The organism is Pseudoalteromonas sp. NZS71, from assembly GCF_015864715.1.
Taxonomy (GTDB): Bacteria; Pseudomonadota; Gammaproteobacteria; order Enterobacterales; family Alteromonadaceae; genus Pseudoalteromonas; species Pseudoalteromonas arctica.
Window position 1 is genome coordinate 1 of record NZ_JADYWS010000013.1, and the last position, 14,397, is coordinate 14,397.

The 14,397-nt window shown below is 39.5% G+C and carries 13 protein-coding genes and 2 pseudogenes; 9 read left to right on the plus strand and 6 right to left on the minus strand.

Going from position 1 to position 14,397, the window contains the following annotated elements; all coding sequences use genetic code 11:
* The first annotated feature begins 186 nt into the window (after window positions 1–186).
* The 7 genes and pseudogenes from I6E85_RS10070 to I6E85_RS10095 all read left to right on the plus strand — a co-directional run bounded on the left by I6E85_RS10070 (window position 187) and on the right by I6E85_RS10095 (window position 6,811).
* Window positions 187–1,371, plus strand: a pseudogene (locus I6E85_RS10070) (alpha/beta hydrolase-fold protein).
* 263 nt (window positions 1,372–1,634) lie between these two features.
* A complete protein-coding gene (locus I6E85_RS10075) occupies window positions 1,635–2,039 on the plus strand; it encodes a DUF6088 family protein (RefSeq protein WP_024589673.1) in 405 nt (134 codons plus the stop codon).
* The gene (locus tag I6E85_RS21155) at window positions 2,036–2,158 is read left to right on the plus strand and encodes a hypothetical protein (protein ID WP_269208787.1); all 123 of its coding nucleotides are present in this window, start codon (window positions 2,036–2,038) and stop codon (window positions 2,156–2,158) included. The genes I6E85_RS10075 and I6E85_RS21155 overlap by 4 nt, the downstream gene beginning before the upstream one ends.
* A 476-nt stretch (window positions 2,159–2,634) precedes the next feature.
* Window positions 2,635–3,672, plus strand: a complete 1,038-nt coding sequence (locus I6E85_RS10080) for a virulence RhuM family protein (RefSeq protein ID WP_196812459.1) — start codon at window positions 2,635–2,637, stop codon at window positions 3,670–3,672.
* Between the two features lie 262 nt (window positions 3,673–3,934).
* Window positions 3,935–5,014: a hypothetical protein gene (locus I6E85_RS10085; RefSeq protein WP_024589671.1), complete on the plus strand. Its 1,080-nt coding sequence runs from the start codon at window positions 3,935–3,937 to the stop codon at window positions 5,012–5,014.
* A 280-nt stretch (window positions 5,015–5,294) separates the two neighbouring features.
* Window positions 5,295–5,432: a hypothetical protein gene (locus I6E85_RS10090; protein WP_231388427.1), complete on the plus strand. Its 138-nt coding sequence runs from the start codon at window positions 5,295–5,297 to the stop codon at window positions 5,430–5,432.
* Window positions 5,433–5,509: 77 nt separating this feature from the next.
* A complete protein-coding gene (locus tag I6E85_RS10095) occupies window positions 5,510–6,811 on the plus strand; it encodes a DEAD/DEAH box helicase (RefSeq protein ID WP_024589670.1) in 1,302 nt (433 codons plus the stop codon).
* 97 nt (window positions 6,812–6,908) lie between these two features.
* On the opposite strand, the gene I6E85_RS10100 is transcribed toward I6E85_RS10095, so the two are convergent.
* Both I6E85_RS10100 and I6E85_RS10105 read right to left on the minus strand, forming a co-directional pair.
* Entirely contained in the window at window positions 6,909–8,324 is a 1,416-nt protein-coding gene (locus tag I6E85_RS10100; RefSeq protein ID WP_024589669.1) for a hypothetical protein, read from the minus strand.
* A gap of 32 nt (window positions 8,325–8,356) precedes the next feature.
* Window positions 8,357–10,765: a TonB-dependent receptor gene (locus I6E85_RS10105; RefSeq protein WP_024589668.1), complete on the minus strand. Its 2,409-nt coding sequence runs from the start codon at window positions 10,763–10,765 to the stop codon at window positions 8,357–8,359.
* 140 nt (window positions 10,766–10,905) lie between these two features.
* Here I6E85_RS10105 and I6E85_RS10110 point away from each other — a divergent pair, with 140 nt between their 5' ends.
* Both I6E85_RS10110 and I6E85_RS10115 read left to right on the plus strand, forming a co-directional pair.
* The gene (locus I6E85_RS10110) at window positions 10,906–11,322 is read left to right on the plus strand and encodes a MerC domain-containing protein (protein WP_024589667.1); all 417 of its coding nucleotides are present in this window, start codon (window positions 10,906–10,908) and stop codon (window positions 11,320–11,322) included.
* 146 nt (window positions 11,323–11,468) lie between these two features.
* Window positions 11,469–12,342: pseudogene (locus tag I6E85_RS10115) on the plus strand (alpha/beta hydrolase).
* A gap of 298 nt (window positions 12,343–12,640) precedes the next feature.
* Here the strand turns inward: I6E85_RS10115 and I6E85_RS10120 are convergent.
* From I6E85_RS10120 to I6E85_RS10135, 4 genes are all read right to left on the minus strand, one after another.
* Window positions 12,641–12,889, minus strand: a complete 249-nt coding sequence (locus I6E85_RS10120) for a DUF3297 family protein (RefSeq protein ID WP_002963088.1) — start codon at window positions 12,887–12,889, stop codon at window positions 12,641–12,643.
* Between the two features lie 231 nt (window positions 12,890–13,120).
* A complete protein-coding gene (locus I6E85_RS10125) occupies window positions 13,121–13,330 on the minus strand; it encodes a cold-shock protein (RefSeq protein WP_010554515.1) in 210 nt (69 codons plus the stop codon).
* 187 nt (window positions 13,331–13,517) lie between these two features.
* On the minus strand, window positions 13,518–13,727 hold the full coding sequence (locus tag I6E85_RS10130; RefSeq protein WP_010554515.1) for a cold-shock protein: 210 nt from the start codon (window positions 13,725–13,727) through the stop codon (window positions 13,518–13,520).
* A gap of 180 nt (window positions 13,728–13,907) precedes the next feature.
* Window positions 13,908–14,117 carry a cold-shock protein gene (locus I6E85_RS10135; RefSeq protein ID WP_006792548.1) on the minus strand — a complete coding sequence of 70 codons (210 nt, stop codon included), beginning with the start codon at window positions 14,115–14,117 and terminating at the stop codon, window positions 13,908–13,910.
* Window positions 14,118–14,397: the final 280 nt, after the last annotated feature.

The window sequence follows — 14,397 nt, forward strand, 5'->3', positions numbered from 1 at the left end:
TTCGTTAATCATAATGTGCCCTCAAACAAGATTTGAAGATCTGATCATGACATTGAGATTTAGTTCAAAAAAATCCCCGCTAATTTCTTAGCAGGGATTTGTGTATAAGAGACAGCTCAATGCGCCTTTTTTTGTACCTCAAAGCCTGTTAGATTAAATAACACACTATTTTCTAAAGGATTAGCTATGCGTTTATTCACTGCTATTTTTATATGTAGCTTATTTATAGTTTCTAATAACACACCAGCTGAGCCTGATTTAAAACAGCAAACCATTAGCTATACGCAACAAACACATACTATCAATTCAGTAATTTTAAATGAGCTACGTACCGTTGTAGTTCAACTTCCAAAGAGTTACCAAGCTAATGCAGACAAAGTTTATCCTGTAATTTATCGCCTAGATGGCGCGGGTAATATACCGCTTATAAGTGTTGTAATGGATCGGCTGCAAAATAATAATCGTGCGCCTGAGGTTATTATTGTCGCTATTGAAAACACTAATCGCTTAAGAGATTTATACCCCACAGTTAATAAAGAGCCACAAGGCCCGGTAGGTGAAGGCGGAGGCGCAGCAAAGTTTTTAGCATTTATTGAGCAAGAGCTTATGTCCTTGATTAATAAAAGCTATCGTACGCACAACTTTAATGTGATTGCTGGAGGCTCAGCAGCAGGCGTGTTTGCACTTTATACTATGCAAGCTAACCCTGAGCTTTTCCAAGCGCATATTGCTTACAGCCCTGCCGTTTGGTGGAACTATGGCGCACCGGTAAAAGCGACTAAGTCGTTTATCAATAAATCAAAAGACCTGAATAACTATGTTTATATAAATATTGGCGAAGAAACTGGCTTAATGCGTGAGCGATATAATGAGCTGCAGTAAGCTTTACAATCTAATAGCTTGCCAAATTTACGCTTTTTCAGTGACGCATTTGAAAATGTATCGCATAACTTAACATCTGCCGCTGGGGCCTTTAATGCTTACCATCATTTATTTTTACCCAAACAAATGCCCATAAGTGATTTAACTGACGATGTAGCCTCTATTGATGCTTATTATCAAAACTTATCTCAACAATGGGGCGAGCAGATTGCGCCACCGGATCGCGCTGTTAGATCACTCGGTTATAACTTAACGGGCAGCAAGCAATTTGACCGTGCTATTGAAGTGTTTAAGTACAATATAAAAAATCACCCAAAATCAGTCGATGCGTTTTCAGCCTTATCTTATGGCTATGAAATGCAGGGTGATACTCGCCAAGCGCTTGAACAGATGGAGTCTGCTTTAGAGATTGCAGACGACTCATATCCTTATATAAATTACTTAAAAGAAACAAAAGCTAGGTTGCAAGCAGGACTGAGTAAGAGCTAATAATATTGTCAACTTAGTTGATGGATTCTTATTTAACGAACATTATTACGTTGCTTACTAAGGCTTTATCAATAGTTAGGTCGGTTGCAATTTATAGTTTATGTCAGTTTTGTTTAACTTATTTATATCTTCCTATAAACAACAGCTTATGTTTTTATCTTGATTTTTTTTGCCGTTTTTTTTCTTTTTTCAGTGCCGTATTATTTTTAGGCAGAGGTGATTTGGGTTATACTAAAACAAATCATTACGTAGGAGAATTAACCATGACTGCAACTGACCGTATTTATCAAAAAATAAAGCGTTCTCGCCGCTATGTGTTTGAACGTAAAGATTTCGACAATTATGCAAGCTACGATCAGGTTGGTCGTGTGTTAAAGCAATTAGTCGATAAAGGCATACTGATGAAAATTGGCTATGGTTTATATACTAAAGCAATGATTAATAGTCTTACTAACAGTCCGATGCCAACAAGCCCTGGCGGCACTGATGCGATCATGCGTGAAATTTTAAAGTTACGCGGTGTAGACTTTGAGATGGATGCGATGTCATTGAGGAGCATTAACGGTAAATCTACCCAAATACCTGCGTCCATCAAATACAGCTGGAACTCTAAGCAATTTAACCGAAATCTTAAAGTTGGCAATAGGGTATTGAGTTATCGTAAATGAGTATCCCAAAACTGACAAAACAGTTTATTGAGGCATCTGATGCATTGGATTTAGGTAATCCATCGATTCCAGAAAAAGCTTATTGGGTAACCTTTAATTCATTCAAGCACCTAGAATAAAAGGATTGTTCTAAACACATTAATTAAGCGCGGGATAAACCTAAGCCTATAAATATCACAAACCTGTTCGTAACTTGTAGCTCAAAACTTGCTGCTGTTACCTAAAAGACATTTAAATCACTAACCCCTACTTCATAAGCTCTAAATACGCTAAAATTGCAGGCTGTATTTTTCAACTTATCCAACCATGAAAAACCTACTTGATAGAGCCGCAGATGAATGCCCTTTTGGGGTTGGCCATTTTCGCTAATGCGGTGGTTGAAGAAAATAAGAGTGCGTAATTTTATTATTTGTAATTACAAAGGTAGTTCTACTAAGATTGCAATCAGAGGCTGTGGACCTGACATCTAAAGATCATAGTAAAATTTGAACACGATTGAGAAGTAGCAAAGCAGCTAATTCAATTAGGTTTTGAAAAAACTAGGAAAAACATGTTAACAGGCAAACTTAGTTTAACTGAATGTAACGGATAAAAAATGACTGAATTAATATCGGATGAAAAAGCGCCGAATGGTGAGTTTCTTTTTTTTACCTCTGAAGATGGTAAAGCAAGGGTTGAGTGCCGTTTTGAATCTGATACCTTGTGGTTAACACAAGCTTCAATTTCAGAGCTGTATCAAGTAACACCTCAGGCTATTACTCAGCATATTAAAGCTATTTTTGATGAAGGCGAACTTGAACAAAATTTAACTTGTAAGCATTACTTACAAGTTCAAATGGAAGGCGGTCGATCTGTGGAGCGCAACAAGCTGCACTATAACCTTGCTATGATTATTGCCATTGGTTACCGAGTTAGGTCAAATAGAGGTAACCAATTTAGACGCTGGGCCACGCAAACCTTGCAAGAGTACCTTATTAAAGGGTTTGCAATGGACGATGAAAGGTTAAAGAACCCAGCCGTTGATAACTCTTTAGTGCCAGACTATTTTGATGAAATGCTTGAACGCATTCGTGATATTCGCACCAGTGAACGTAGAGTGTATTTACGGGTGCGTGAGATATTTGCGATGGCTGCAGATTACGAGCCCAGCAATAAAGAAACAACACATTTTTTTCAAAGTATTCAAAACAAATTACACTATGCCACAACCGGTATGACCGCAGCTGAGCTTATTGTTACACGCGTAGATGCCGATAAACCCAATGCAGGATTAACCGTTTTTAAAGGTGATGAAGTACGTAAAGGCGATGTGACCATCGCTAAAAATTATTTGACCCAAGAAGAAGTTAGCGAGTTAAATAGAATTGTTACTATGTGGCTTGATTTTGCTGAAGATCAAGCACTACGTCGTAAGCAAGTGTTTTTAAATGATTGGGATGAAAAACTAGATAGCTTTCTTGAATTTAATGATCGAAATGTATTGCAAGGCAAAGGGCATATTTCGAAACAACAGGCAGATATTAAAGCTAAACAGGCTTATGAAAACTATGAAGCAAAGCGCCGAGCTTTAAAAGAAGAACAAGGGCTACAAGACAGTATCGCCGCGTTGCGCGCCATAACGAAAAAGCAATAGTAGCAATTAGCAGATACATTTCACTATTTCCAATCAAGGATGTCGAACTTTAACTTTTTATCGAAATGCTCTGAGTTACAAAGCACACTAAGTAGTAGAACTATGAAGGATAAAAGTACGTTTTGGGAATCTGATTTTTAATTTTCTTCATAAAAAAGTCGGCTGAGGCGAATGATTATTTAGGTATATGAGACCAATATATTTGCCTTAAAAAGTATTTCTCGTTAGCCTCGGTGCATTATTATTTTCTGTGATTTTTGTTATGAGTGAATACCAGTTATATCAATTTCAAGCCATTGATGCCCCTTTAACGCATCAACAAAAACAGCACATGCAAGGTTTATCTTCACGGGCGCAAGTTACCGCTTATAGCGCGCAATATCAATATCACTATAGTGACTTCCCCGAAGATATAAACACGGTGTTATTGTATGGTTTTGATTTGGCGCTGTATCAAGCCAATTGGGGAGCTGTGCAGCTATTAATTCGGTTACCCGCAGGGTTAGTGGATGTAGATAAATTACGGGTATTTAGCATTACTGATTTGATTAGTGTGTACGAAGAGCCAGATTCAATTGTGCTTGATATTAGTTTTGATGAAGAAGGTGGTCGTTGGATTGAAGGTAGGTGTGAGCTGGCTGAAATAGCAGACATCCGTGCCATGATACTTAATGGTGATTATCGACCATTGTATTTAATGTGGCTAAAAGTAGTGCAATGGGAAAGTGATGTTGCTGCCGCTAGCATGATGATACCTGCTGGTTTTAACTCTCTTGAACCATCGTTGCAAGCATTAGCTGAGTTATTTGAATTAGAGAGAGACTTGATTACTGCTGTTGCTAAATGTAGCCCTGAGCTTTCAGGTGTGCCTAAGTTAATGACCTTGGGTAGTTTATCAGCACAAGAGTGCACCGACTGGTTGCAACGATTGTTGGATGCAGAACCATTGTTAGTGGAAAAACTCACCCAGCGTTTGACGCTCAATACCGATGAAGTTGCATCTTCTGATCCCGTAACAGTGAGTTCTTTATTAAAGCAAGCGGAGCAAATAAAATCGCAGCGTGTAGCAGCGATAGCTGAAGCTAAGCAGCAAGAGCGCTTGGCATACCTTACATCTCTTATACCTAAACAAACGCAGCTTTGGCAAACGGTGCTGGAGTTGATAGAGCAAAAGCAAGCCAAGCCCTATGACCAAGCGATTATGATATTAGTCGATTTGTCTGAGTTAGCTCAAATGCAGCATCACAGTGCTGAATTTAAAGTGAAAACAAATGAGTTGCTGGCACGTTATTCAAACCGTTCAGCACTAAAGAGTAGATTTAAATCAGCCCAATTACTTTAATTTTTATCCCCTAATTTTGTAAGGAAATAGTTAATTTAGATATTGTAACTTCAAAGATCATTATTACGGTGCTTAATAACGTTTTGTAAATAATTAGGTCGATTGCAATTATAAATTCATGTCTGTATTAGAGGATGTATTTATAATTCTTTTAAACATGAAGTTATGTGTATGTCATTGATGGTTTTTGTCGTGTTTTTTATTTTATTTATGCCGTATTATTTTTAAACAGTGTTTGATTCAAGCTATATTAAAAAATCATAACGTAGGAGAATTAGCCATGACTGCAACTGACCGTATTTATCAAAAAATAAAGCGTTCTCGCCGCTATGTGTTTGAACGTAAAGATTTTGACAATTATGCAAGTTATGATCAAGTTGGTCGTGTGTTCAAGCAATTAGTCGATAAAGATATTTAAATCACTAACCCCTACTTAATAAGCGCCAAATACGCTAAAATTACAGGCTACTTTTTTAGCAATAAGCCCACAATTTTATGACCTCAGCCACAAGCCCTAGCACTTTTTCCGAACTTGGCCTTATTCCAGAGCTATTAGCTCGATTAACCGATTTGGAATATACCCAGCCAACACCTATTCAAGCTAAGGCTATACCTAGCGTGCTTGCGGGTAGTGACCTAATTGCAGGGGCAAATACTGGCTCGGGTAAAACAGCAACGTTTGCATTACCTATGTTGCAAAAAGCTTTCCTTGAGCAGGGCGCTAAAAATACTGCCAGCAAAGGTAATTTTGTAACGGGGCTTATTTTAGTACCGACGCGTGAGCTTGCTACGCAAGTGGCCGATAGCGTTAAATCGTATTCTGCTAACTTTAATGGTGCAATTAAAACGGTGGCCGTGTTTGGTGGTGTGTCGGTTAATACACAAATGCAGGCACTGCGCGGCGGCGCCGATGTTATTGTGGCAACACCTGGTCGCTTACTTGATTTAATCTCAAGCAATGCGATTAAGCTCGATAATGTAACTACGCTTGTGCTTGATGAAGCCGACCGTATGCTAAGCCTTGGCTTTACCGAAGAGCTGGCTGACCTTTTAGCGTTAATGCCTGCTAAAAAACAAACCATGTTGTTTTCAGCAACTTTCCCTGAGCAAGTTAAGCTATTAACGCAAGAGATTTTAAACGACCCAGTTGAAATACAAGTACAAAACAAAGATGAAAGCACCTTAGTACAGCGTGTTTTTACCGTAAACAAAGGTGAAAAAACCACAGTTTTAGCACATTTAATTAAAACGCATAAATGGCGCCAAGCGCTGATTTTTGTGAACGCTAAAAAAGACTGTGAGCATTTAGCGGCTAAGCTTGAAAAACGCGGTGTTAATGCACAAGTTTTCCATGGCGATAAAGGCCAAAGTGAGCGAACTCGTGTAATAGAAAAATTTAAAGCGGGCGAAATCGAAGTACTTATCGCAACCGATATTGCTGCACGTGGTTTGGATATTGAAAAGCTGCCAGTGGTAATAAACTTTAATCTACCACGCAGTCCTGCTGATTACATGCATCGTATTGGCCGAAGCGGCCGTGCTGGTGAAGTAGGCTTAGCACTTTCATTGGTTGATTATGAAGACTTGCATCACTTTAAAGTAATCGAGAAGAAAAACAAACTACGTCTTGAACGTGAAGAAGTAACCGGTTTTGCTGTAAACCAAGCTAATCTTGATGCAGCTGATGCGCTTAAAAATGAAAAGCCAATGGCAAAACCAGAAGGCACAGGCAAGAAAAAGAAAAAAAATAAAGCCGATGATGTAGATGATGTATGGAGTGGCTGGCGCCGTAAGTAACAATAGAGCTAAATAAATAGCTGTAAAAACCCGTAATTAGTAAACCTAATTACGGGTTTTTTGTTTTGTGGCTTTAACTTAAAGCGTTAGTTTTAAATTAATGGTCGTGATCTTCATCTTCTGTTTCTTGTGCAATCCCTAACCAGGTAATGCTTGCAGGTGGAAAAGTTAACTCTAGCTCACTTTCAATTTCTAGGTCTTCTAGGTGCACTTGCACTATGTGTTGAGTAATTGGGTCGGCAATATAAGCAAACTGACCACTTTGCGCCACTGTCATACTAAAGCTCATTCCTTCGGGCATTTTGGTTACGTCTGCTTGAGTAATATCTACTTGGCCTGCAAGCTCCCAGTGCATTTCACCGTCATGTTCATGCCCAGTAAGTACATTTAAAAAGCCTAGGCTGTCGAGTATTAAAAAGTGTTCACCACTGGCTGAAAAAGAATAAGAAACAGCACTTGCGCCATCAGCAAGTTGCCATTCTACTTCTTCCATTTCGGCATTTTCAGAATGAATACTCAGTAATACTGAGCCACTGCCATCATGCCCTGCGGCAATACCAAAAATTGTGTCGTTGTTTTTATGGCCGTACAAAGTACCAATGCGCTGATCGCCTACGGCATCTATATTTACAACTTTTTGAGCGCTGTATACATCACCTTGCTGATGGGCAATCAATACACCATCGCCACAACCAAATACAACATAATCGTGATTTTGTGCTGCGCCGTGTAAATCGGGGCAGGTTATTTCTAACGTTTGCTCTAGTTCGTAATTACCATCGTGAAGATGATAAACACCCACTTGATCGGGAAGTACTTTGGCATTAGATGTATTACTTGCATCGTCGCGGCGAATGGTTGAGAGTAAATGCTCGCCGCGAGGCTCAGCTACACCATGCATGTTAATGTCGTAGTTAATGCCCGTTAGTTTAGCTGTTGTATTGGTAATATCGTTATCGGTTAGCACTTCTACTGAGGCAGGCGTACCGGTTTCTGCATCGCCATCGTAAAATATTGCTAATTGGCCGTCGTGAGTTATTAAGTGTGTAGGGCGACTACCACTTGTTAGCTCGTAGCTGCTAAACGCAGGGCCTTGCTCATAATCATGCAAGTGCTCTGCGTGATCTTCGCGCCACATACCGCCGTCTATAAACCCTAGGTAATCTTGAGTACGATTAGCAATAACAGCATAACGAAAGCCTGGTGATGCAGATAACGTGTTTGAGTCATTGTTTAGTGTAAATGTATCAAGTAATTCGTTGTTGTCTAAATCAAAAAAGTTAGCTTCGTTACTGTCACCTGCCAGAACGGCAAGTCTGCCAAGTGAGTCTATGGTATAGCCGTCGTCATGGTCGTGATCATCATCATCATCATCATCATCATCATGCTCGTGCTCGTCTTCTACAACAATAGGATCTTTTTCCACAATGTTGGTTTGGGCATCGCCACAGGCCGTAATAAATATAGCGCTAATAGCGAGTGTAATAAGCTTTAATTGATATAGTTTTTTCATGTTTATTTCCTTTAATTATAATTTTTTAACGCTTAAAAATAACCGCGAATACCTAGCGCAAAACTACGTCCTGGACGTGGCGCTATATCCTTTACAAACGAGCTGTGCACGCGTGCTTCTGTATCTGTTAAGTTAGTGCCTCGTAGGTACACAGACATATCTTGGTTTAACACTGAAAGGTCGTAAGAGATGCTCGCATCAACTAAGGTGTAACCGTCTGTGGCTGTTTCTTGTGGGGCTGTGCGGTCTTGCTTTTGATAGCGAGTTACATGAATATGCGCACTGAGTTTATCTGTTTGATAGCTTAGCTCGCTGCCAAAACGAAGCGGTGGTGTACGGGGTAAGTCGCCGCCGTCTTTAAGGCGTGCACGAACGTAGTCAGAGAATACATCTAGCTTAAACTCATCTGTTAATTGCCACGCAATTTGCGCTTCAAAGCCGTGTAAAACTACATCATCTGTTTTAAATAAATAAACGGGTAGCTCTGATGAATGGTCGTGCTCGTCAACGCCTTCTTCATCGCCATGGTCGTGTCCACTTTCGGCGTATAAACCGGTGTCTATTTGGTAATAGTAGTTATCTACTTGGTTGTAAAAGGCATTTAAAATAAAGCCAACATCGCCTTGAGTTTTACGTAGGGTTAAATCGATATTATTGGCTGTTTCCAGATCTATTGCTTGTTCAGATAAACCCAAATGGCCATCTTCATCTAAATCAAATAGTGCGCCTACTTCGTAAGTGCCAGTACCAATATGCGGCCCAAACGATAACAACTCAGAGGCAGAAGGTGCACGTTCAGAGCGCGATACCGAAAGCCCTAAGTTATAGTTAGGTGTAAAATCCCATACTACCCCTGCCGATAAACTGACTGGCGTAAATTCATGCTCTACATCAAATACGCGAGTGGTTTCTGCGCTTTCTTCGTGGTCATGATCATGCTCGTCGGCTTCTTCTGCTTCATCGTGTGCGTGAGCGTCAATATTTGGCAGTAATACGTCGCCTGCTTCAATTGTTACTCGCTCAATACGCCCACCTACCTGCACTAAAAAATCACCAAAGTGGCTTTCTTCCATTAACGCTACAGCAAAGCTTTCGGTCTCTGATGGAGGAGTAAAGGCCTCTTCACCTTGTGCTTCAACATCGCTTTGCTTGTAATGAAAGCTAATACCGCCATTCCATTCGTTAAATTGGTTATGCAGTAGGTCTATGCGTAATTCGTTGGTTTCGTTTTTAAAGGTAGTGCCAACAACTCCGCTCTCAATTTCAGCGTGTTCGTAGTCGGTATGGCCAGCGCGGAGATTTATTTTGTTTAGCCATTTATTATCTAGGTTGTACTCACCTAATAACTGCACTTTAGTTTGCTCTAAATCAGCAAATACGCTTTCTTCTTCGTCGTTGTGTTCTTCCTCTTCTTCCTCGCCGTGCGTATGACCAGGAATACCGTATTGACGATTAAATTGCTCTACTGCTAAGCCAATAAAGCCGTTATCCATTAAATAGCTAGCGCCAACAGTAAAACCGTCAGACTCTTCATTACTGTTTTCAACTTTGTAATCGCTACTATGGCCTTCACCGTCGCTATCTATATCGGCAGCTACAGGTACCCCGTAGTCATCGGCCTCACGCCAAAATGCATCGGCATAAAAAGCCATAGAGTCTGTACCTGTGGTGGCATTAAACGAGGCCACTTTTTGGTTATCTACCGAGTTATGTTCTAGGTTCCATTCACCACGCGTGGTGCTGTCGGTGGGTACGCGGTTATCTACTACATTAACCACACCACCAATTGCGCCACTGCCATAAAACAGCGTTGCAGGGCCGCGTAATACTTCAATTTGCTGTGCGGTAGACGCCTCCGATGCAACAGAGTGATCGGGGCCAACGCGCGAAACATCACTTACATCAAGGCCATTTTGAGTAATAAGTACGCGAGGGCCGCTTAAACCACGAATAATAGGTGTGCTGGCTACTTTACCGTGAAAATTTGTATTAACGCCTGGGAGTTTTTCAAGGCTGTCGCCAAGGGTTGCAGCTTGTTGTCGTCTTAGTTGTTCGCCAGATAAAACACTAACAGGCGATGCAGATTCCATTGCCGACATATGAATAGGGGTCGCTTCAATATCAATAACTTCAATAGGCGAGCGCTTTAAATTAAAAGTAACCGATTGGTTTTCATCATTAGTTATTGTTATATCGCGATGAAGATGCGCATAACCAGGGGCTACAACGTGAAGCTCTTTTAAGCCATTTTTTAGCTCGGTTATAAAAAATTTACCGTTTTCATCGGTGGTTACTTTAAGGTCTGAGCCTTCAACTTCTACCGTTGCATTACTAACTGCTTTACCTTTGTTGTTTAAAACAACGCCTTCTATTGTGGATGCAAGCACACTAGCCGGCAATAAAGCTGCTATGAGAACAGCTAATTGCGATCTACGTTTCATTTGACTACCTTGTTAGATGTTATATTATATCAATTATGGGGTAATGTTATAATATATCAATAGTAATTAACTGATGTTATTAAAATGTCTCATTAAAAGTAACGTTTTTGAGTGGAGACACTGATTTAGTAGAGGAAATAATGAAGTCGAGTCAAAGTGTTATGGATCGTATGGCAATTGGGTTATCGGTAATGTGCACAGTGCATTGTTTTGCAACCCCGGTTATTTTAGCGTTATTGCCAAGTTTTGCTGTACTGCAAATAGATAGTGAGCAATTTCATTTATGGATTCTTGCGGCGGTAATGCCAACCAGTTTGTTGGCATTGAGTTTAGGCTGTAAAAAACATAAACGTACACGTTATATGGTGTCTGGTGTAACAGGCTTAGCTTTTATGATATTTGCCGTATTGCTAGGCCATGAAGTGGTCGAAAAAGCGCTAACCTTAATAGGCTCAGCGTTTATTGCTGTAGCCCATTGGTTTAATTATCAGCAATGTCTTAAACAGAATGACGACAACTGCCCGTGTTCAGGCATTGAGCCAGATCAAGTGGTTTAATGCTATAAGTGCTGGTGGTTTAAACGAAAGCTATACTGGCACTTTATCTTTTATTTAAACTTTGTTTTTTTGGATAGCTTAAATATTCGCTAAAAGTACTTTAAAGTAGGTACTTAATTTATTTTTAGCTTAGGTTAACCAATACAGTGCCTCTTATTTTAAAATCTCTTTTGCTTTTAAGCGCCTTAATGTGTTTTAAATTCCCCTTATTCAATACCCCGAAGTAACGTGGTTGAGCTCATTGAGCCCGTTAGCGAGCGGGCGTATCCTGTGTATATTCAGCTTCCTAAATCATACCAAAAGCAGCCTAATAAAACGTATCCAGTTATTTATGTAACCGATGCACCGTATACCTTTCCCATCATTGCTGGGGCTACACGATTCCCTATGAATAGTGGCAAAATGCAACAGGCTATTATTGTAGCAATTGGCTATGAAAAAGGGTCCGCTGGCTCTAACAGCCGAATTAGAGATTACACGCCTACCTTTGCAAAAGATTGGAAAAAGCAAACAGGTAATGCCAAAGGGCATATTCAGTTTTTACAAAGTACAGTTTTCCCTTTTATTGAAAAAAACTATCGGGCCAGTAACTTACAAAGAACCTACATGGGGCATTCGTTAGGCGGTTTATTTGGCGCGACTATTTTATTAACGACACCCGATTTATTTAGCAATTATATTATTGGCAGCCCATCGGTTTGGTTTGATAACAATGCACTATTAGCGTTAAAAGTGAATAAGCCAAAATTGCCTATAAGGGTATATATATCAGTTGGATCTATGGAAACGCCAGCTTTCGGCGAAGGGCAAAATATGGTTGAAGGTGCTAAGCAGCTAACGCAAAAAATTAATGCGCTTAAAAGTGACAATATAGAATTAAAAAGTGTTGTTATTGACGGCGCTAATCATGCAACCGCATTTCCAACAACAGCAATCCAAGGCTTAGATTGGGTGCTAGGGCCTGTTGACCTTTCAGGATTAAAATTTGTTCAATCTAGGGGCGATTTAATCGCGACGTGAGGTTTGTAACCTAGTGGGCTAAGTAAAAACCGAGCAACAAAGAGTAAATTGCCCCTAGGCAGAACCCAAGGGCAGCGCATGTTTGGCATTTATGCTGCGTTATCGCCTATTTATGGGGAATAACCACACTACATAGGCTCTGCCTTGCCTAAATACCAAACATACTGCTGCAAATTTAACCTCGAAAGATAAACAGGCCCTAGGTAAAGCGAAAATTAATATAATTAAATGATTTTTAACAAGCACAAAAAAAGCGACTACCCAATATGGTGTCGCTTTTTTAGTAAGTAGTATTAGCTTATTTATAAAAGGCTTCAACAGTGCCTTTTCTTGTAAGTAAAAGTGGTTGTCCGCGACGATCAAGGCCTTTTGGAGATGCAAATTTTATCCAACCTTCGCTGATGCAGTATTCTTCAACATCAAAACGCTCTTTGCCGTTGAACGTGATACCAATATCGTGTTCAAAAACTTCTTCCACATGATGTGGGCTACGTGGATTAATAGAAAGGCGATCTGGTAAAGCAGGTTTTGCGGTAGTGTCGTTCATGGTCATATTCTATATTGAATGAAGTATGCGCTATTGTAGGCAATACAAAGCTTTCGCTCAAGAGAGATAGTAGTAAATGTGTTTAAAAATGTACTAATTAATGAGTTGTGTATACAAATGAGATTGCGCTTGGAAAATATTTACAGAGGAGGTTTTGAAGATATTCGACTAAATAATTATAAAGGTAAATATATTAATGGGTTATTGCTAACCCATTAAATTGTGTAGCAATTAGATGCTAACAATGTTCTCGGCTTGTGGACCTTTTTGACCTTGAGTAACAGTAAACTGTACTCGTTGGCCTTCAGCTAAAGTTTTAAAACCGTCGCCAGAGATTGCGCTAAAATGTGCGAACACGTCTGCGCCAGATTCTTGCTCGATAAAACCAAAACCTTTTGCTTCGTTAAACCATTTTACTGAACCAGTAGTTGTAGTAGACATAATATGTATCCTAAAAAATTAATATAAGTGTGCCTGAAAAGAGGCGATTGAGCCGGAAAAAATAGTTAACTTGAGGATATCGCGTAGGATTATTACTAAAACAACGGGGTACTAACAAATAAAACAAAACTTCTTTCAAACTAGTATTCAAAATGGGTTATTACTAACCCATTAAATTGTGTAGCAATTAGATGCTAACAATGTTCTCGGCTTGTGGGCCTTTTTGACCTTGAGTAACAGTAAACTGTACACGTTGGCCTTCAGCTAAAGTTTTAAAACCGTCGCCAGAGATTGCGCTAAAATGTGCGAACACGTCTGCGCCAGATTCTTGCTCGATAAAACCAAAACCTTTTGCTTCGTTAAACCATTTTACTGAACCAGTAGTTGTAGTAGACATAATATGTATCCTAAAAAATTAATATAAGTGTGCCTGAAAAGAGGCGATTGAGCCGGAAAAAATAGTTAACTTGAGGATATCGCGTAGGATTATTACTAAAACAACGGGGTACTAACAAATAAAACAAAACTTCTTTCAAACTAGTATTCAAAATGGGTTATTGCTAACCCATTAAAGCAATTAGATGCTAACGATGTTTTCAGCTTGTGGACCTTTTTGACCTTGAGTAACAGTAAACTGTACACGTTGGCCTTCAGCTAGAGTTTTGAAACCGTCGCCAGAGATTGCGCTGAAATGTGCGAAAACGTCAGGACCAGATTCTTGCTCGATGAAACCAAAACCTTTTGCTTCGTTGAAAAATTTAACTGTACCAGTTGTAGTATTAGACATAATAGTATCCTAAGAATTAATAAAAGTGCGCCTTAAATTAGGCAATTTAACAGGAAGAAAACATACATTTAACTGAGGATAACGCGAAGGATTATTACTAAAACAACGTGGTACTTACAAATAAATAGGGTTTTCTGTCAACCCGATGCCAAGCAGGATAACAGTAAATTGAGCTATATACCAAGCCCTATTGTAAATTTATTTTAGAGTAAGTGCTTTATTAGTTTGTTTGTTTTTTAACTAACCAGTCATGATTAAGGTGATCTTTTTTGCGTCTTAA